This window comes from Caballeronia sp. INML2 (assembly GCF_023631365.1).
In the GTDB taxonomy this organism is placed as follows: domain Bacteria; phylum Pseudomonadota; class Gammaproteobacteria; order Burkholderiales; family Burkholderiaceae; genus Caballeronia; species Caballeronia turbans.
Map to the genome: position 1 here is coordinate 1 of NZ_JALQDH010000067.1, position 18,428 is coordinate 18,428.

The 18,428-nt window shown below is 63.6% G+C and carries 13 protein-coding genes and 1 pseudogene; 8 read left to right on the top strand and 6 right to left on the bottom strand.

Going from position 1 to position 18,428, the window contains the following annotated elements; genetic code table 11:
- The coding region (locus NCT32_RS23385) for a tyrosine-type recombinase/integrase (protein ID WP_250490583.1) at positions 1-159 on the top strand (159 nt) is incomplete at its 5' end.
- A 924-nt stretch (positions 160-1,083) separates the two neighbouring features.
- Positions 1,084-3,945: a benzoate 1,2-dioxygenase electron transfer component BenC gene (gene benC, locus NCT32_RS23390; protein WP_250490568.1), complete on the top strand. Its 2,862-nt coding sequence runs from the start codon at positions 1,084-1,086 to the stop codon at positions 3,943-3,945.
- Here the strand turns inward: benC and NCT32_RS23395 are convergent.
- Complete coding sequence (locus tag NCT32_RS23395; protein ID WP_250490569.1) at positions 3,916-4,848, bottom strand: helix-turn-helix domain-containing protein; 933 nt, start codon at positions 4,846-4,848, stop codon at positions 3,916-3,918. The genes benC and NCT32_RS23395 overlap by 30 nt on opposite strands.
- 124 nt (positions 4,849-4,972) lie before the next feature.
- On the opposite strand from NCT32_RS23395, the gene NCT32_RS23400 reads away from it, so the two are divergent.
- From NCT32_RS23400 to NCT32_RS23410, 3 genes and pseudogenes are all read left to right on the top strand, one after another.
- Positions 4,973-5,821 (top strand): SDR family NAD(P)-dependent oxidoreductase, encoded by an 849-nt coding sequence (locus tag NCT32_RS23400; protein WP_250490570.1) that lies wholly within the window; start codon positions 4,973-4,975, stop codon positions 5,819-5,821.
- Between the two features lie 34 nt (positions 5,822-5,855).
- Positions 5,856-7,554: pseudogene (locus NCT32_RS23405) on the top strand (FAD-dependent oxidoreductase); the annotation flags it as partial.
- A 33-nt stretch (positions 7,555-7,587) separates the two neighbouring features.
- Positions 7,588-7,920 (top strand): NIPSNAP family protein, encoded by a 333-nt coding sequence (locus tag NCT32_RS23410; RefSeq protein ID WP_284508543.1) that lies wholly within the window; start codon positions 7,588-7,590, stop codon positions 7,918-7,920.
- A gap of 406 nt (positions 7,921-8,326) precedes the next feature.
- Here NCT32_RS23410 and NCT32_RS23415 read toward each other — a convergent pair whose 3' ends face one another.
- The 4 genes from NCT32_RS23415 to NCT32_RS23430 all read right to left on the bottom strand — a co-directional run bounded on the left by NCT32_RS23415 (position 8,327) and on the right by NCT32_RS23430 (position 13,142).
- Positions 8,327-8,815 carry a MarR family winged helix-turn-helix transcriptional regulator gene (locus NCT32_RS23415; RefSeq protein WP_250490571.1) on the bottom strand — a complete coding sequence of 163 codons (489 nt, stop codon included), beginning with the start codon at positions 8,813-8,815 and terminating at the stop codon, positions 8,327-8,329.
- A 65-nt stretch (positions 8,816-8,880) separates the two neighbouring features.
- Complete coding sequence (locus NCT32_RS23420; protein WP_250490585.1) at positions 8,881-10,737, bottom strand: feruloyl-CoA synthase; 1,857 nt, start codon at positions 10,735-10,737, stop codon at positions 8,881-8,883.
- A gap of 87 nt (positions 10,738-10,824) precedes the next feature.
- On the bottom strand, positions 10,825-12,276 hold the full coding sequence (locus NCT32_RS23425; RefSeq protein WP_250490572.1) for an aldehyde dehydrogenase: 1,452 nt from the start codon (positions 12,274-12,276) through the stop codon (positions 10,825-10,827).
- A 35-nt stretch (positions 12,277-12,311) separates the two neighbouring features.
- The gene (locus NCT32_RS23430; protein WP_250490573.1) at positions 12,312-13,142 is read right to left on the bottom strand and encodes a p-hydroxycinnamoyl CoA hydratase/lyase; all 831 of its coding nucleotides are present in this window, start codon (positions 13,140-13,142) and stop codon (positions 12,312-12,314) included.
- A gap of 378 nt (positions 13,143-13,520) precedes the next feature.
- Here NCT32_RS23430 and mhpT point away from each other — a divergent pair, with 378 nt between their 5' ends.
- From mhpT to NCT32_RS23445, 3 genes are read left to right on the top strand one after another with little or no spacing between them, the layout of a single operon-like run.
- Positions 13,521-14,762, top strand: a complete 1,242-nt coding sequence (mhpT, locus tag NCT32_RS23435) for a 3-(3-hydroxy-phenyl)propionate transporter MhpT (RefSeq protein ID WP_250490574.1) — start codon at positions 13,521-13,523, stop codon at positions 14,760-14,762.
- A gap of 49 nt (positions 14,763-14,811) precedes the next feature.
- The gene (locus NCT32_RS23440; RefSeq protein WP_250490575.1) at positions 14,812-15,957 is read left to right on the top strand and encodes a porin; all 1,146 of its coding nucleotides are present in this window, start codon (positions 14,812-14,814) and stop codon (positions 15,955-15,957) included.
- 10 nt (positions 15,958-15,967) lie between these two features.
- On the top strand, positions 15,968-17,677 hold the full coding sequence (locus NCT32_RS23445) for a tannase/feruloyl esterase family alpha/beta hydrolase (RefSeq protein ID WP_250490576.1): 1,710 nt from the start codon (positions 15,968-15,970) through the stop codon (positions 17,675-17,677).
- 452 nt (positions 17,678-18,129) lie between these two features.
- Here the strand turns inward: NCT32_RS23445 and NCT32_RS23450 are convergent, their stop codons facing one another.
- Positions 18,130-18,276: a hypothetical protein gene (locus NCT32_RS23450; protein ID WP_250490577.1), complete on the bottom strand. Its 147-nt coding sequence runs from the start codon at positions 18,274-18,276 to the stop codon at positions 18,130-18,132.
- Positions 18,277-18,428: the final 152 nt, after the last annotated feature.

Consider the following 18,428-nt stretch of genomic DNA (forward strand, 5'->3'; position numbering starts at 1 on the left):
CACAGCGCCGGCTCGCACATGGCCGACCGCAAGGTGGATCTGCGCACGGTGCGCGACAACCTCGGCCATGCCTCGCTAACAACGACCAGCATTTACTTGCACGTCGACGACGACCGGCGCCATCAGGAGACCGAAGAGAAGCATCGCGTAGACTGGTGAAGCGCAGCAAGGCCGCGCCCCATGTATCGTTGTAAGTACCTTCCGATTTTCTGCATTGACCGTAACGCCGCTCATGAAACTGCATGTGCCCGAACCGCAGATCTCGGCAGACAAACGGACCTTGAGCTTCGCCCTGGATTGGCGCGGGGGAAAGCGTGACGTGTGTTGTTCCACGCTCTTGCGTGGAGTCTTCTGGCGTCCGCCCAATGCGCGGACGATGTCCAGCTGGGGAAAATCTTCAGAGAGGGATTCTCACGCATTGTAGCGGTCGCGCGACGAAAGCTGCGCGCGCGGCCAACCCGCCCGCTTCGCCTGGCCGAGGCTGACTTTTCGAGTGGTTGACCGTCTAACCTCTCTTTTTGCAGACAGGCCCCGAAATTGGCGTGCTTGTTGCTCAGGGGGTGTGCAAACATAGACGATTAGTTGCATCCGCTGGCAGGCAAAACTGTGCCTGTCCGACCACGGCAAGTCCGCCAAGCGTCAGCGGCAAGGCACACTTTCGGACCCGAAGCGGTCCTCTATCTTTTCCCACACCGGACATTCGTGGGTTGTATTGAAGGTTCGAATGGTTGACATGTGTCTCAACTGCCAGGCACTCGACGCAAACTGCCTTCTTCGTGATGCAAACCTGCGTGGCAGTCCTTCGGGACCTGCCTCCCGAGGGTTATACGCGTTAGTCTTTTTCCGGACGTGGCCGGCGAGCGACGTCCGGATTACTCCAATCATCCGTCATCCACCACGATGCACGTTTTGTCCGGGTGAACGTCGTCTCTGTCCGTTGAGTGCGACGCGGCTCAGGCTCTAAATTGGCGGCATTGAACCCACCGGGCGCTTGCGAGAAGCAAGGTTACCTCGCGCGCCGCCCCGTCCGAGCAAACCGCCAGCGCAGCGGAATGGTCGGGCGGCTCTAGAGGAGACACCGCCATGGCCCATCAGATAACGTTCCGTTTTGAGGACGGAGTGACCCGCTTCATCGAGTGCAAGGAGGGCGAGCGCGTCACCGATGCGGCCATTCGCGCCAAGATCAATATTCCACTCGACTGCCGTGATGGTGTGTGTGGCACCTGCAAGGCGGTCTGCGAGTCCGGCGACTACGTACTGGGCGACTGCGTGGAAGATGCGCTCAGCCCCGAAGAGGCGAGCGCCCGCAAGGTTCTCACCTGCCAGATGAGCCCACGTTCCGACTGCGTGATCCAGCTCGCCACGGATTCCGATGTCTCGGGGACCGGCCCGTCCTCCCACCGAGGACGGATCGTCGCCTGCGAACGAGCGTCGGACACCACGATCGCCTTCTCGGTCGAGTTGGAGAAACGCGCGGATCTCAGCTTCCTTCCCGGGCAGTATGTCAACATCCGGGTGCCCGGCACCGATCAGACCCGCTCCTACTCCTTCAGCTCGGGGCCGTCCGAGCCGCGTTTGTCCTTCCTCGTGCGCAATGTGCGTCAAGGGGTGATGTCGAATTGGCTGTGCGAATCCGCCAAGGTAGGAGACCAAATCGAATTTCGCGGCCCGCTGGGAAGCTTCTACCTGCGTCCCATCGAGCGGCCGTTGCTGTTTCTGGCGGGCGGCACGGGCCTCGCGCCGTTCCTCTCGATGCTGGACAAGATCGTCGCAGACGGCGGCAGTCCGTACCCGATCCACATGATCCTGGGTGTGAACACCGACGAGGATCTGGTCGGCATCGACCGGCTCGAAGCCTATGCGCAGCGCCTGCCGAACTTCACCTATGCCTGCACCGTCGCCAGTCCCGAGAGTGCCTATCCCAACAAGGGCTATGTGACCCACCACATCAGCGCCTCCCAGCTGAACGATGGGGATGCGGATGTCTACCTCTGCGGTCCGCCGCCGATGGTCGATGCGGTGCGCGATTTTCTGTCGTCCGAAGGGCTGACGCCGCGCAACTTCTATTACGAGAAGTTCGCGGGCACCGGCCTCGTGGTTCAGACCGGCGAGGAGCGCATCGCTCCTGTCGATGTCGATGAAGCCTTCGACCTGCGCATGGCGCTCGAACTGGGAGCGGCTCAACTGACCATGGGCCGGCTGTCGAGCGAGCAATTGATCGTGTTCCGCCAGCTCGCCGAGGCGACGGCGCCGTTCGTGTCCGGGCGGCGCTTTACCGACGTTGCGCGTTACATCGAGGCCAACCACGCGTTCCACCTGTTCACCATCGAAGCTTCCGGCAACGCCCAGCTGATCGCGCTCTACCGGCAACTGGCCGTACAGGACTACATCGCTCGCGCGCTGACCGACCAGATCGAGATCGTCGGCGATATCGTCCAGCAGCACCGGGACATCGTTGCCGCCTTCGAACTGGGCGACCTGAACGCGGCACGGGACATGATTGCGCTGCATGCGCTTCATTCCAAGGCCACGATGAGCCGTGGGCTGGAGCGTATGACGTCGGGCAAGACGGCACCCATCGTCGCAGCGCCACCCTCTGCCCCATCTGCACCGCCTGCCCCGCCTGCCGTGCCGCAGAGTGCGCCGCAGATCTGCCCATTCACGGCCAAGACCCTTCCGCCCTATTCACACGAACTGGACTGGCCCGACGGGCTGGAGCCATTCAAGGTGGTCGATGACGGCTCGCAAGGCGACCCGTACGAGCACTATCGCTGGATGCGGGAGCATGCGCCGGTGCTGCGTTGCCAGTCGGCGACATCCGATGTGTGGTTCCTCTCGCGCTATGACGATGTTTATCAGGCGATCCGCAATCCGAAGCTGTTCTCCTCCGAGGTCGTCAGCCCGCCGCCACTGACCTTCCTCACGCTGTTCGATGCGCCCGATCATACGCGGTTGCGCAAGGTCGTCCAGCCGTCCTTTCTGCCGCTGGCCCTCGATCCCTTTACCGAACAGATCGCGCAAAGAGCGGAAAGCCTGCTCGACGCGATGATCGCCAAAGGCGGCGGTGATGTCGTCAACGATTTCGCCATCCCGCTGAGCATCTCAACCATCTCCGCGATGATCGACGTGCCGAACGAAGATGAGGAGAAGATGAAGTTCTGGTCGGACGAGACCTTCAGCTACTTCGGGCGCCTCGCCCGCAACGCGCCGGGGACCGGCACCGACGAGCAGAGCGCGAAGGCTTTCTTCGCCTACCTGAAGGAGGCGATGGAGCGGCTCGTTCTCACCGACAGCCAGTCGATCGGCGGGCATATTGCGCGCATGTGGAAGGACGGGCTGCTCTCGGAAAAGGAAGCGAAGGAGCTGTGCGCCTTTGTGTTCATCGCCGGGCATGACACGACGACCATCCTTGTCGCCAACGCTTTTCGCATGCTCGCCGAACAGCCGGATCTGCTGGGACGTATTCGCGAGAACCCCACCGACGCCGACCGTTTTGTCGAGGAAGTGGCGCGCTATCGCGGAACCGTCCAGCGTGTGAGCCGCATCACCACCGAGGCGACCACTGTCGCGGGCGGCGATCTGCCCAAGGGCGCGGTCGTGCGATTGCTGCTGTCGGCCGCCAACCGCGACAGCCGCAAGTTTGCCGACGGCGAGGCATTCGACATCGACCGCGATACCAGCGGCCATCTGGGTTTCGGCAACGGCATGCACAAGTGCCTCGGCGCGCCGCTCGCCAAGCTGGAGACGCTGATCGCGACGAAGGCTCTGGCCCGCAAGGTCGGCGATATTGCGCTCGATCCCGCAAGGCCAATCCAGTATGTGCGGGGCAATAATCTGACCAACTCCGGCCCGGAGCACCTGTTCGTGAAACTCGGTGGGTTACCGCGGCCTGAAGCGGATGAGGGGACGGTCGAGTCAGCCGGCGCTTGCCCTCTCATTCGGTAAGGATCGGTCGTGGGCCGCGGCGCGATATTCGGTTGGCCGCAGCCCCGTCTGTTTGCGGAAGAACCGGCCGAAATAGGCCTCGTCCTGAAAGCCAAGTTCACTGGCGATCTGTTTCACGCTGAGCGTCGAATAGCCGAGCAACCGCTTCGCCTCATGGATGGAGCGCGCATCGATCGCCTCGATTGCCGAGCTTCCGAATGCGGCGCGGCAGATGCGGGAAAGCTGGCCGCTTGTCACGCCCATCTCGTCGGCATAGCTGGCGACCGGCCGCCGCTCACGGCAATGGCGGTCGAGCAGGGCGCGGAACCGCTCGATCCGTCCGGCCATGGTCCGTTGCTCGGAACTGGCTGAAAGCCGGGCGCTCTCGCTGAGGCGCCCAATCTTGACGAACAGGGCAATCGTCAGTGCCGCGCCCGCGGTGAACTGCCAGCGCTCGTGGCTCTCCGCCTCGTGCCCGATCGACTCGAACAGGGTGTCTAGAGACGTGCCGCGCTCGACCTCGGGATCGATCGACAGCACTGTCGGCGTGCGGATGAATTCCAGCAGTTCGGGCGCGGCCGTCATCGCCAGCGATTCCAGCGCGGACTGCGCGGCGGTGATGACGTGACCGTCGACGTCGCTGCGAAAGTGAAAGCCGTGAACCGAGCGCGCTGGCACGACGATCAGGCATGGCGCTTCGACTGCCCAGCTCTTGCCGTCGATGAAGGTTTCGCCGCCCCCGGAGGTGACGTAGAGCACCTGGATCAGCGCGTCATGGACGTGCGGCTTGATGTCGAAGTCGAAACGGCCGGCACGCAGCGGAATGCGTTCGTAATGGACCATGTCGACCCAGGATTGGTCGGCTTCCGCGCCGTAGAGCGCGAAATGCAGAACGGTCCGGCGGCGCTGTGTGTCATCGGCCATGATGCACGTTATGTCCTGCTCTATGTGATCTCTGTCCATTGTTCCATAGGCGCTGGGGGCGTTCAATGGCGATACGGATTTCCGCAAGCGAAATCGCATCGAAAATTTCAGAAAGGATAACTACATGAGACAGGAACTCGAAAATCGCGCCGCCGCGTCGGCCCCCTACTCGCTGAACCTGGACGGAAAGGTCTGCGTGGTCACGGGTGCGGGCAGTGGCATCGGTGCCGGTATCGCGCGCGCGTTCGCCGGTGTCGGAGCACATGTGGCGCTGGTGGACCGGAATCTTGGCGGCGCTGAAGCTGTCGGCGCCGAACTCCGGAACGCCGGTGCGGTGGCGCAGGCGATCGGCTGCGACGTGTCGGACGAAGCCTCGGTTTCCGAGGCTGCCGGCGCGGTTCGCGCAGCGCTCGGACCGGCCAGCGTGCTCGTCAACAATGCGGGGCTGCTGCGGGCCGGACCTCTCGACACGGTGTCGATCGCGGATTGGAACCAGGCCATCGCAGTGAACCTGACCGGCTATCTGCTGTGTGCTCGAGCTTTCGGGGCCGACATGCTGGCCACGGGCAAAGGCAGCATCGTTCACGTTGCCTCGATTGCGGCACTCAATCCGCAGACCAATAGCGGTTCGTATAGCCCGAGCAAGGCGGCCGTGCTGCTGCTATCGCGTCAGTTGGCGGCGGAATGGGGCCCACGCGGGGTGCGCAGCAACTGCGTGCTGCCCGGCATGATCCGAACCGCGCTGTCCGCGAAGTTCTACGAGGAGCCCGGCTTCGAGGCTCGCCGCGCCGCCGCCACCGCGAGCCGCCGCATCGGCGAGCCGGAGGACCTCGCCGGCCCCGCCCTGTTCCTCGCCTCCGACCTGGCTGCCTACGTCAACGGCGCGGAGGTACTGGTCGACGGCGGGCTCGATTGCATGCTGATGGACATGGTCCCGCGCCCCGGCTTCAACGCCACCCCGGCGGCCGCGTGAGCACCATCACACCATAACGACAAGGAGATTGGATATGGCCAAGGAGATCACTTGCGACCTGGTCGTGGTCGGATCGGGTGCCGCGGGCCTCGCTACCGCGATCACTGCAAAAAAGCGCGGCCTCGATGTCATCGTGCTCGAAAAGGAGCCCGTGTTCGGTGGTACCACCGCGCTGTCGGGCGGAGTCTTGTGGATTCCGCTGAGCAAGTATGGCCGGCAGCAGAATCCGGCTGACACCGTCGAGCGCGTGCGCGAATACATGATGAGCGAGACCGGCAGCAACTTCGATGCCGCCGCGGTCGAATGCTTATCGAGAACGGGCCGAAAATGGTCGAGTTCTTCGAGCGGGAGACCGAGATGAAGTTCGTGCCTACGCTCTATCCGGACTATCACCCCGATGCGCGCGGCGGCGTCGACATCGGCCGCTCGATCCTCGCCGCGCCCTATGACATTCGCGGGCTCGGCAAGGACATGCGCCGTCTCAAGCCGCCGCTCGAGACGATCACCTTCATGGGGATGATGTTCAATTCCTCGAACGCGGACCTCAAGCACTTCTTCCGCGCGACCAGGTCGATTGTTTCGTTTTTCTACGTAGCCCGGCGCCTGGCCACGCACCTCAAGGAGCTGGCGCTCTACCGGCGGGGGATCAACGTCACGAGCGGCAACGCGCTCGCCGCGAGGCCGCGAAGTCGGCGCTGGCGCTCGACATTCCGATTCTCACTTCGACGCCCGTGAAGGAACTGCTGAGCAAGGACGGCAAGGTAGTCGGCGTGCGCGCGAGCGCAGCGGACGGCGACCTGCGGATCACCGCGCGGCACGGCGTCGTGCTGGCTTGCGGCGGCTTCCCGCACGATCTCCAGCGCATCGCGCAGGTCTATCCGCATGTGAAACGCGGCGGGGAGCATCTCTCGCCTACTCCTGTCGGCAATACGGGCGACGGGCTGAACATGGCGGAGAAGATCGGGGGTGCCGTGGCGCTCGGCTTCGCCGATGCGTCGGCCTGGATGCCGGTCTCGAAGGTGCCCTTCGGCAAGGGCCGCACCGGCGTATTCCCGCATCTGCTCGACCGCTACAAGCCCGGCGTGATCGGCGTGCTGCGCAACGGCCGGCGCTTCACCAACGAATCGAACTCCTACCACGATGTAGGCGCGGCGCTAATGCGCGCCTGCGAGCGTGAACGGGAGACGGCAATGTGGCTGATCTGCGACAAGGTGGCGCTCGGCAAGTATGGACTCGGCTATGCGAAGCCCGCGCCGATGCCAGTAGCGCCATTGTTGCGCAAAGGCTACCTCGTCAAGGGCGAGACGATCGGCGAGCTGGCGCGCAATTGCGGGATCGTTCCTGAGGCGCTCGAGAAGACGGTCTCTGCCTACAATCGCGACGCCGAGCGCGGAGAAGACCCGGCGTTTCAGCGCGGACGCACCTCGTTCAACCGTTATCTCGCCGATCCGGACAATCAGCCCAATCCTTGCGTTGCGCCGATCGCGACCGGCCCCTTCTATGCGGTGAAGGTCGTGATGGGCGATCTGGGTACGTTCGACGGCCTCAGAACCAGCGTCACCGGCGAGGTGCTGCGCGCCGACGGCAGCCAGATCGACGGCCTTTACGCGGTCGGCAATGACCGGCGCAGCGTGATGGGCGGCAACTATCCGGGCGCCGGCATCACCCATGGGCCCAACATGACTTTCGGCTATGTCACCGGTAACGCCATTGCCGCCAAAGCGATGGCCCGCCAAAGAGAAGGTGTACGCATGAATACCCAACCCATGTTTCTGGCAAAGCCCCTCGTGGATTTCCGGGTCTACACCATCGCGCTGCGCAAGATGCCCGAGTTTCTCGACGTATTCGACAGGCTGGCGATGCCGATCCTGCGCGAGACGCTTGGACATCCGCTCGGCTTCTGGACAAGTCTGGTCGGGCCGCAGAATCAGTTCACCCACCTGTGGGGGTATGATGATTTGCCAGACTACGAACGACGGTGCCTTGCACGCGATACGCATCCGGATTTCCCGGCCTATCTCAAGGCATCGGGCCATCTGATCATGGCACAGGAGACGCGGCTCATTCGTGCCGCCGCGCTGGCTAGTGTCGCAGAGTAAGCCGACGCTGGAGAGTTTTGCTATTAGTCGGAGCCGAGCATCGGATCGCGCCGGTCTTTGATAGCCGCAGAAACTCGAACGATAGTGCGTCGGATGCGGTGTGCAGGCAAACAAGCATTGCGGGTCCGTGTCGGCGTGGGGGGCGATTGTTGACGATCTGGCCAGCACAGTCGACCGTCTCTTCTTGGTCGGACTGGGTCATCGACTAGTAGAAGCAAGCAGGCGACGATAGTCGCCGCTGATCCCGCTCAACCGTTTAATCTCGTGCAAGCCCAAGTCCTTTCGACGCCTGTCTGTCTCGATCCGCACGACGGCGTTATGTCATGTCATGTGACGAATTTCAAACAGCCGTACGTGCACGCCGGGAATGAAATGAGGGATTTTTCTATCCTTACTAAAAAGGGGGCTACGAGCGTCTGAGCCGGCGTCCGAACTCCTCGAGATGACACTGAATTTCCGATGCCTTCTTTAAATCAATATCCCCCAGCATCTCGCGCTCGATCAGCTCGATCGCTTTCATGCAGCGACGCACGACCGCGCGGCCTTCATCCGTGAGACGCAACACAACGATCCGTCCGTGATTCGGATCGGGTTCACGCGTCACCCAGCCGCGCGAGGACATCGCGATCATCACTTCGTTGGCCGATTGCGGCGTGATGAACGAACGCTCCGCGAGTTGCGCGTTCGAGGCCTCCCCGCGCGCCTCCAGCACGGACAGCGCCGTGAATTGCGCGAGCGTGAGGCCGAACGGTACGAGCGCATCGGTCAGGCGCCGCTTGAGAATGCGGTCCAGGCTGCCGATCAGATACGTGAGATGCGGCCGCGACGCCGCCCTGCGCGCGGGTCGAGGCGCGGTTGTCTCGGATGCAGCTTTCTTGAATACTTTGCCGTTCATCGCGGTGGTTCCTTGCGTCGTGGAGTGGCATCTTACCGCGCCCGCTCCTCAACGTTCCGGCCCGTTCAGGCGTCGCGCTTCGGCCGCGCCAGGATCACGGCCACATCGTCGCGCCCGGCGGCATGCAGCGCGTCCACTTGCGCCGCGCGGTGCGTCAGCACGGCACGCTGATTGATCGAGCCTTTGTCCGTTATTTCGCCCAGATCGAGCGATGGCGCGACATCTAGCAGACACATTCTCGCGATGGTCGTCGCGCTTCCCGTCGACGTGCGGTTCAGACGCGTCAGCAGATCCGCGAAACAGGCGCGCACCGCCGGCGCGGCGACGACCTCGCGCGCGCTCGCCGCATCGGCCAGCCCCGCGAGCCGCCTGCACGCGTCGAGCCGCGGGAACACCAGCAGCCCGACGTCATCGCGATTGAGCCCGGTGACCACCACATCCTGAATGTACGCCATGCCTTCGGAGATCACGCGCGCGCGCATCGGGCCAACGCTCACGAAGGTGCCTGAACTCAGCTTGAAGTCCTCCGCAATGCGGCCATCGAACAGCAAGCCCAACTCGGGCCGTTCGGGGTCGGCGAACTTCGCGGCGTCGCCGCTGCGGTAATAGCCTTCCTCATCGAACGATTCGGCTGCGGCTCTGGCCTCGACCCGCCAGTAGCCGCGCATGACGTTCGGGCCGCGAAAGCGCAGTTCCAGCTTGCCGTCGACCGGGGCGAGCTTCACGTCGCAGCCGGGCGCAGGCACGCCGATATAGCCCGCCGTCGTCACGGCGCGGCCCGTCGTGAAGAGGCACGACGGCGATGTCTCCGTCATGCCGAGCCCCGCCATGATCCGGATACGCTCGCCGCAATGGCGTTGCGTCACGTCATCGAGCCGGTTCCACGCGGCCTGCGAAAGCCCCGCGCCCGCGAAAAAGAACATCTTTACGCGCGAGAAGAAGGTCTCGCGCAACGCTGCGTCAGTTTCGAGCGCGTTCGTCAGTTCTTCCCAACCCTTCGGCACGTTGAAATACACCGTCGGCGCGATCTCGCGCAGATTGCGCAGCGTCTCGCTGAATGCCTTGCCCGCCGGCTTTCCATCGTCGACATAAAGGGTGCCACCGTTATACAGCGCGATGCCGACGTTGTGACTGCCGCCGAAGGTGTGATTCCATGGCAGCCAGTCGACCAGCACCGGCGGCTCGATGCCGAACTGCGGAAACGTTTCGAGCAGCATCTGCTGATTGCTGCACAGCATGCGATGCGTGGTCGGCACGGCCTTCGGCATGCGCGTCGAGCCGGAGGTGAACAGCAACTTAGCGATCGTGTCCGCATCGAGCGATGCGTTGACCGTGTCCACGCTCGATGGCGTGGTGTCGAGCAATTGCCCGAACGGCGTGTGCCCGCGCGCGCCTTCGCCGAATGCGCTGACGAGCTCGATGTCGGGCGCAACAGCAGCGTCGATCGCTGCGCTGTATGCCGAGGCGTCCGTTGCGAACACGAGTCCTGGCGTCAGCAGTTCGATTGCGTGGCGCAGCTTGCCGAAGTCGCTCGACACGAGCGAATATGCCGGCGATATCGGCGCATACGGCACGCCGGCCCACATCGCGCCGAGCGCCATCTGCATATGTTCGAGATCGTTGCCCGACAGAATGACCAACGGACGGTCGGCGGACAGCCCGCGATCGTGTAGCGCCTGGCCGATGCATCGCGCACGATCCAGCATGAGGGCATAGGTGATCCCGTGCCATTCGCCCTGCTCGTCGCGGCGCGCGATCAGCCAGCGCTCGGGATGCCGCCGCGCACCCTCGATGAGGCGATCGGTCAGACGAACGGGATACGCGCCAAGCGGCTCGGCCGGCTGCATATACCAATTGCCGCCGCGCGAGCGCACTTGCGCCCGCGGCGCGCCGATCGATACGGCGCGCAACGGCGCGCGCATCGCTTCGCTCGATGAAAGCAAATTCGTCTCCTTCCTGTTCTTGCGCCGTTGGTTGGCGCGCTGGACTTTCGCCGTGTTCTTTCGCGTTCAGATCGGATAGTGGCGCTCGCCTGTCTGGATGGTGATCCAGCGCAGATCCGTGAACTCCGCGATCGACGCCTTGCTGCCGAAGCGGCCATAGCCGCTCGACTTCACGCCGCCGAACGGCATTTGCGCTTCGTCGTGCACGGTTGGCCCGTTGATATGGCAGATGCCCGACTCGACGCGCTTCGCCAGCTCCAGTGCCCGCGCGATATCGCTGCTGAAGATGGCCGCGGACAAGCCGAACTCGCTGTCGTTGGCGACGCGGATCGCTTCTTCGTCGTTATCCACGCGCTGCACCGTCAACACCGGTGCGAACGATTCCTCCGCATACAGCTTCATCTCCGCGCGAACGCCATCGACGATGACGGGCTGCATCACCGCGCCCTTCGTCTCTCCGCTCGTGATGATGCGCGCGCCCTGCGCGCGTGCGTCGTCGATCAGCGCGGCCACGCGTTCGGCCGCCTGCGCGCTGACCAGCGCGCCGAGCGCCGCGCTCGCGTCGGTCGGCGGCGCCGCCACGAGCGCACGCGCCTTGTCCGCGAGTTTTTCGATGAGCGCCGCCGCGACCGCGCGATGCACGATCACGCGCTCCGTCGACATGCAGATCTGCCCCTGGTTGAAGAACGCGCCGAACGCGATCGCCGATGCGGCCGCGTCGAGGTCCGCGTCCTCGCGCACGATGACCGGCGCCTTGCCACCGAGTTCGAGCAGCGCGGGCTTCAGATGCTTCGCCGCATGCATCGCGATGATGCGGCCGACGTGCGTCGAGCCGGTGAAGTTCACGCGCCGCACGGCCGGATGCGCGATCAGCCGTTCAACGATAGCGGCCGCATCCTCGGGCGCGTTCGTGACGACGTTGACGACGCCATCGCCGAGTCCCGCTTCCTGCAGCACGGTCCCGATCATGCGGTGCATCGCCGGGCAGGCTTCGGAGGCTTTGAGCACCACCGTGTTGCCGCACGCGAGCGGCATCGCGACCGCGCGGGTCCCGAGGATCACCGGCGCATTCCACGGCGCAATGCCGAGCACGACTCCGCAGGGTTGCCGCATGGCCAGCGCCATGTTGCCGGGCGTATCGGTGGGAATGACACTGCCGTCGATCTGCGTCGTCATCGCGGCCGCTTCGCGCAGCATGTTCGCCGCGAGATGCACGTTGAAGCCGAGCCAGTTCGGCTTCGCGCCGGTCTCCGCGACGCCCGCCTCGATGAAGCGTTCCGCGTGCGCATCCATCAGATCGGCGGCTTTCAAAAGGCGCGCGCGGCGCTCCGTCGGTTTGAGCACTGCCCACGCGGGGAACGCCGCGGCGGCGGCCTCGACACCGGCGTCCGCATCAGCGAGTGTCGCTGCCGGCGCGCGGGACGCGATGACGCCCGTCACCGGATCGAGGCGCTCATACACCGCACCATTCGATGCGGCCACATCGCGGCCGCCGATCAACATGCTCACTTCGCTCACGATGACTGTCTCCGTTGATTGACCGTACACTTCGCTCAGCGCTTGTAGGCCTGCAGGCCGGGCTTGATCGATTTGTCGTCGAGGAACTGCTTCAGCCCCTGCTCGCGGCCATGCTCGGGATCGCGCAGTTGCGCCTGATCCAGCTTGGCGTACAGATAGTCCTCATTCTGCTCCCATGTCAGCTCGCGGCAGCGCTTGAAACCATGCTTCGCGGCGCGCAGGACAACCGGATTCTTTTCGAGCAGCTTGGCGGCGAGCGCGATGACTTCCTCGCGCAATTGCGCGCGCGGCACGCTCTTGTTGACGAGCCCCATGTCGGCTGCTTCGACGCCCGTGAAGGTGTCGCCGGTCATGATGTAGTGCAGCGCGCGACGATGCCCGACGGTATCCGCCATCGCCTTGCTGACGAGATTGCCCGGCGGAATGCCCCAGTTGATCTCAGAAAGACCGAACACGGCTTCGTCCGCGGCGATCGCAAGATCGCACGCGACGAGCGGCGAAAAGCCACCGCCGAAGCACCAGCCGTTGACCATCGCGATCGTCGGCTTCGAATACATGCGCAAGAGCTTCCATTGCCACTGGCAGGCATCGCGGCGAATCTTTTCCTGCACGATTTCCGGGCTCGAATCGATCTGGCGGAAATATTCCTTCAGGTCCATGCCTGCCGTCCAGGCATCGCCCGCGCCCGTCAGCACCAGTACGCGCGCTTCCTCGTCGAGCTCGACGGCTTCCAGCACCTGGATCATTTCGCTGTTGAGTGTCGGGCTCATCGCATTGCGCTTTTCCGGACGATTGAACATCACCCAGGCAATGCCGCCTTCCACCTTCACATCGACCGTTTTGTAACGTCCTTCGTAATTCGCCATGTTTCTTGCTCCTGCTTGCGGTTTCGTATGCGCGCCGTGAGTTGCGTTACCCGACAGCGCTTGACATTGAATCAGGCAACCTGATGAAATGAGTTTAATATCAGGCTGCCTGATACGCAATTACTTTCGAGTGCACGTAAACGCTAATGCGCCTGCTTAGGGTATTCACCGAACGCATCGCGCTTGTGTAAATCAGGCTACCTGATATCAAATATGTCCACACGCAAACCGAAGGAAAACCGCCAGGCGGCCATGTGCAGCGCTCGAATCGTTCGCGCTTTTCGCATGCCCGTTTTTTATGACCTGTATATCAGGTTACCTGATAATTAACCGGCGGGCCGCGCCCGTCGTGATCGATCATCCAGCGAAGAAACCGACATGAAAACCACCAGAACAGCATTGCCAGGAGACGGCACAGTCGCGCATTCGAGCGTTTCGGGCAGCGCCGTCGCGACACTGAGCCTGTGTTTCGCCATCGCGTTGCTCGAAGGACTCGACCTGCAATCCGTCGGCGTCGCGGCGCCACGCATGGCGCGCGAATTCGGCTTGTCCGTCGCGCAGATGGGCCTCGCGTTCAGTGCGGGCACCTTCGGCCTGCTGCCCGGCGCGATGTTCGGCGGGCGTCTCGCGGATGGTATCGGGCGCAAGCGCGTGCTGATTCTGTGTGCGTGCATCTTCGGCCTGCTGTCCATCGCGACGGCGTTCGTCACAAGCTTTCCGGCGCTCGTCGTCGTGCGCGTGCTGACGGGCATCGGACTAGGCGGCGCGCTGCCGAATCTGATCGCGCTCTCGTCTGAAGCCGTGCCGCTAAAGGCGCGCAACACCGCCGTGAGCGTGATGTATTGCGGCATTCCGTTCGGCGGCGTGATTGCGTCGATCGTCGGCATGATGAGCGCGGGCGATGCCGACTGGCGTCACATCTTCTATGTCGGCGGCGCGGGGCCGCTGCTGTTCGTGCCTTTGCTTTTCGCGTTCCTGCCCGAGTCAAAAGCGTTCAGCCGCGCCGCCGCCCATGCGGCGAAGCCCGCGCCCGTCATCGACGTGCTGTTCGGCGAACGCCGCGCGTACGCCACGATGCAACTCTGGATCAGCTACTTCTGCACGTTGATCGTCCTCTACTTCCTGCTCAACTGGCTTCCCTCGCTGATGGCCGCGCGCGGCCTCGGACGCGGCGAAGTCGGCTTCGTGCAGATCTTCTTCAACGTCGGCGGCGGTCTCGGCGCGTTGTTCATCGGCATGTTGATGGATCGCCTGCGCGGCGGACTTGTGGTGTCGGGCATGTATGTTGGCATCATCGCTTCGCTCGCGGCGCTCTCAATTGCGCCCGGCTTCGCCGCGCTCACCGTATCGGCTTTTTTCGCGGGCATGTTCGTGATTGGTGGGCAATCCGTGCTGTATGCGCTCTCCGCCGCGTTCTATCCGACCGCGATGCGCGGAACTGGCGTCGGCGCGGCGGTCGCCGTGGGACGCGTCGGCTCGGTGATCGGGCCGCTCGCCGCCGGGCAATTGCTCGCGATGGGTCGAAGCGCGTCAGTCGTCATCGGAGCGAGCATTCCGGTGACGTTGATCGCGGCCGCCGCCGCCCTGATGCTGATACGCCGTCCGCGCACGGCCGACTGAATTCCTTTCCACCCATCACAACAACGACAGTATCAACGGAGACGCGTCAATGCAGGTCATTCACCGGAACAGGCATTTTCTTCTCGGCGGCGCGCTGTGCGCCTTCGCGGCGAGCGCGGCGGCGCAATCGAGCGTCACGCTGTATGGCATCGTCGATACGGGCATCGAGCATGTGTCGCACGCGAACGCCGCAGGTGACCATGTGTTTCGCATGCCGGCCGTCACCGGCGAGTTTCCCTCGCGCTGGGGCTTGCGCGGCGCGGAGGATCTCGGCGGCGGTTACAGCGCGGTCTTCACACTCGAAAGCGGCTTCAATGTCCGCGATGGCAGCCTCGGACAGGGCGGCCGTCTGTTCGGAAGACAGGCGTTCGTGGGCATCAAGGCGCCGTACGGCACGATCGCCTTCGGACGGCAGTACACGATGACCTATCTCGCGTTGATGAACGCGGACGTGATTGGTCCCGACATCTACGGCCTGGGCTCGCTCGATGCCTACGTGCCGAACGCGCGCGCCGACAACAGCGTGACATACATCGGCGCATGGCAGGGCGTGACGCTCGGCGCGAGCTATTCCTTCGGTCGCGATGCCGCCGGCAACAACTCGCCGGGGCAAGGCTCGTGCGCGGGTTCCGTGCCGGGGCACGGGACTGAATGCCGCGACTGGTCCGTGATGCTCAAGTACGAGGCGCAGTATTTCGGCGCGGCGGCATCGTACGAGGAACAACGCGGCGGCTCGACAGCCGCCGCCAACTTCTTCGACGGCGTCACGCCCACGCCGCTCATCAACGCCGCCGACAAGGATGCGCGCACGCACGTGAGCGCCTGGGCGCAGTATGCCGGCGCGAAGATCGGCCTCGGCTGGCTGGGACGGCGCGTCGTCACCGATTCGCCCGCCTTGCCGGACGCGCGCTCGGATCTGTTTTTCGTCGGCGCTTCGTACTTCGTGACGCCGGCGTTCATCTTTGATGGCGAGGTGTATCGCATCGTCAACGCCGATCACGACACACGCGCGACGATGGGCACGCTGCGCACGACTTATCTGCTGTCCAAGCGCACCGCGGTGTACGCGCAGGGCTCGTATCTCGCCAACAGCGCGAAGGCGCGCTACTCGGTTAGCGGCGGTGGCGGCGGCACGACACCCGCGGCGGGCGCGGGACAGACCGGCGTCATGATCGGCGTGCGCCATTCGTTCTAGGAGACAAGGCATGAACAAGACAATGATCGCGGCACTCGCATCGACGATGCTCGCCGCATGTGGCGGCGGCTCCGACGACAACCCGAATGCCCTTCCTCAACTGAGCGCAGCGACGCCGGCGAACCTGTCCGGCACGTGCGACGCGCTCGCGGCCAAACTCGCATTCGCGAATACGTCCTTCACTTCCGTGCAGGATGTCCCGGCTGAAACACTCACCATCGCGGGCAAGGCGGTGCCCGAACACTGCGTGATCGAAGGCAGGATGAACGAGCGCGTGAGTTCCGTCGACGGAAAGACCTACGCAATCGGCTTCGAGATGCGTCTGCCGCTCGCGTGGAACGGGCGCTTCTTCTATCAGGCGAACGGCGGGCTCGACGGTAACGTCATCGCGGCGACCGGCGTCATCAGCGGCGGCGGTCCGCTGAACAACGCGCTGAACATGGGCTTCGCGGTCATCAGTTCGGATGCGGGACATTCGGCCGCGCAGAATCCGCTCTTCGGACTGGACCCGCAAGCGCGTCTCGACTACGGCTATCAGGCCGTTGCGAAGCTCACGCCGATGGCCAAGCAGGTCATCAAGACCGCCTATGGCAAGAGCCCGGATCGCAGCTATTTCGAAGGATGCTCGAACGGAGGCCGTCACGCGATGGTCGCCGCCGCGCGCTATGCAGCAGACTACGATGGCATCATCGCGGGCGATCCGGGCTTTCATCTGCCGAAGGCTGCGATCGGCGAGATGTGGAGCGCGCAGCAGTTCGCCAAGGTCGCGACCGCGACCACCACCGGCGGTCTGCCCGACATCAAGACGGGCTTCACCACGCAGGAGCGGCAACTCGTGGCGTCGCGCATCGTTGCCAAATGCGATTCGCTCGATGGCGTCGCCGATGGCATGGTGCAGGACATCAAGGCGTGTCAGGCGAACTTCGACCTTGCGCGCGACGTGCCCACCTGCTCGGCCAACGTGCGCGACGGCTCGTGCCTGACGAGCGCGCAGAAGGACGCCATCGGCCAAGTGTTTTCGGGCGCGCACGACAGCGCGGGCACGGCGCTTTATGCGAGCTTCCCCTATGACGTAGGCATCAGCGGCGCGAATTGGGCACTGTGGAAGCAGACCAATTCGATCACCCTCGATCCGGGCGCAGCGGCGTTCACGTTCACGACGCCGCCGCAAAGCGCATCGCTTCTGAGCCAGTTGTCGGCCTACGCGCTCAACTTCAGCATGGACAATGACGCGCCGAAAATCTTCGCGACGACTGGCGTCTACAGTGAGGCTTCGTGGTCGTTCATGCCGCCGCCTGACGAGACCAATCTCTCCGTATTGAAGAACCGCGGCGCGAAGCTGATCGTCTATCACGGCACGAGCGATCCGGTGTTCTCGTCGAACGACACGACGGACTGGTATCAGCGACTGACGACCGCCAACGCCGGCGACGCGAGCAACTTCGCGCGTCTCTACACGGTCGCGGGCATGAACCATTGTTCGGGCGGGCCGACTGCCGATCAGTTCGACATGCTTACACCGATGATCGCGTGGGTCGAGCAAGGCAAGGCGCCCGACAGCGTGACGGCGACCGCGCGCGACGCGAGCAATGCGTTTCCGAACACTGAGGTGCCTTCTGATTGGGGCTCGGCTCGTAGTCGGCCACTTTGTCCTTATCCGAAGGTCGCACGCTATAAGTCCGGTGATATCAATTCGGCGACAAGTTTCGCCTGCAGTTGACGGCGTAACGCCGATGCTGTGAAGACTGTCGGGGGCTTTTTTCGCCCTCCTCCGGCTCCGATTCTGAGCGCGTGCTCGACGATTGCCGGCTGGGCATGCGTTTTTTCAGTGTGTCGCCCCATCGTTGCCTGCAGCGCTTCGATTCCCTAATTGGCGGCGATTCAATGAGCGACCAAGGAGCCAAGTACGCGCATAAAGGAGCGTGGAAAGGCGTCGCAGCCGGAGCCCTGCTGGGCGGCGCAGTGGGCGTGGCTATCTTTCTCGGCTTCAAGGCACCTTGGGTCACGGTGTTTATCGGTCGGACTAGGTGCATATATCGGTTCATTGGCTGGCGCGATGTCGCGTATACGAAAGTCCAAACAGGGAACTGTTAGCCCTATGGACATGACTGAACATGCGCGACATTCAGCGTATTATTTTCAGTCAGGACATGACCAGGTTGCTGGCTTGGGCTATTTTTTCTCGCCGTCGGGTGAGGGCTCTTCCTTTGTTGTTTCTTCGCGCTTGATATGGGGTTTTTTACCCGGTTGCGGTGCATATTCCGCGTGAGATGCGATAACTTCACCTTGATGCGTGCGCCGGACAGTCATGGCTGGCATTTCATCGGGTTCCGGACCCGCCAAAGGCTGAGGGTGGCGATCCCTATGAAGAACGGGTGTCTAAGGGGTTTGCAGACCGGGTAACCTGTTTCGCCCTCGCCGGTCGCCAGTCGGCATAGGCGAGTTGGTGAAAGCCGCCACGTCCGAGAGCA

Coding starts and splice junctions, on each gene's coding strand:
- NCT32_RS23400 (WP_250490570.1), top strand. CDS start 4,973: ATGAGACAGGAACTCGAAAATCGCGCCGCCGCGTCGGCCCCCTACTCG.
- mhpT (WP_250490574.1), top strand. CDS start 13,521: ATGAAAACCACCAGAACAGCATTGCCAGGAGACGGCACAGTCGCGCAT.
- NCT32_RS23410 (WP_284508543.1), top strand. CDS start 7,588: ATGTTTCTGGCAAAGCCCCTCGTGGATTTCCGGGTCTACACCATCGCG.
- NCT32_RS23430 (WP_250490573.1), bottom strand. CDS start 13,142: ATGGCGAATTACGAAGGACGTTACAAAACGGTCGATGTGAAGGTGGAA.
- NCT32_RS23415 (WP_250490571.1), bottom strand. CDS start 8,815: ATGAACGGCAAAGTATTCAAGAAAGCTGCATCCGAGACAACCGCGCCT.
- NCT32_RS23445 (WP_250490576.1), top strand. CDS start 15,968: ATGAACAAGACAATGATCGCGGCACTCGCATCGACGATGCTCGCCGCA.
- NCT32_RS23420 (WP_250490585.1), bottom strand. CDS start 10,737: ATGCGCGCGCCGTTGCGCGCCGTATCGATCGGCGCGCCGCGGGCGCAA.
- NCT32_RS23440 (WP_250490575.1), top strand. CDS start 14,812: ATGCAGGTCATTCACCGGAACAGGCATTTTCTTCTCGGCGGCGCGCTG.
- NCT32_RS23450 (WP_250490577.1), bottom strand. CDS start 18,276: ATGCCAGCCATGACTGTCCGGCGCACGCATCAAGGTGAAGTTATCGCA.
- NCT32_RS23395 (WP_250490569.1), bottom strand. CDS start 4,848: ATGGCCGATGACACACAGCGCCGCCGGACCGTTCTGCATTTCGCGCTC.
- benC (WP_250490568.1), top strand. CDS start 1,084: ATGGCCCATCAGATAACGTTCCGTTTTGAGGACGGAGTGACCCGCTTC.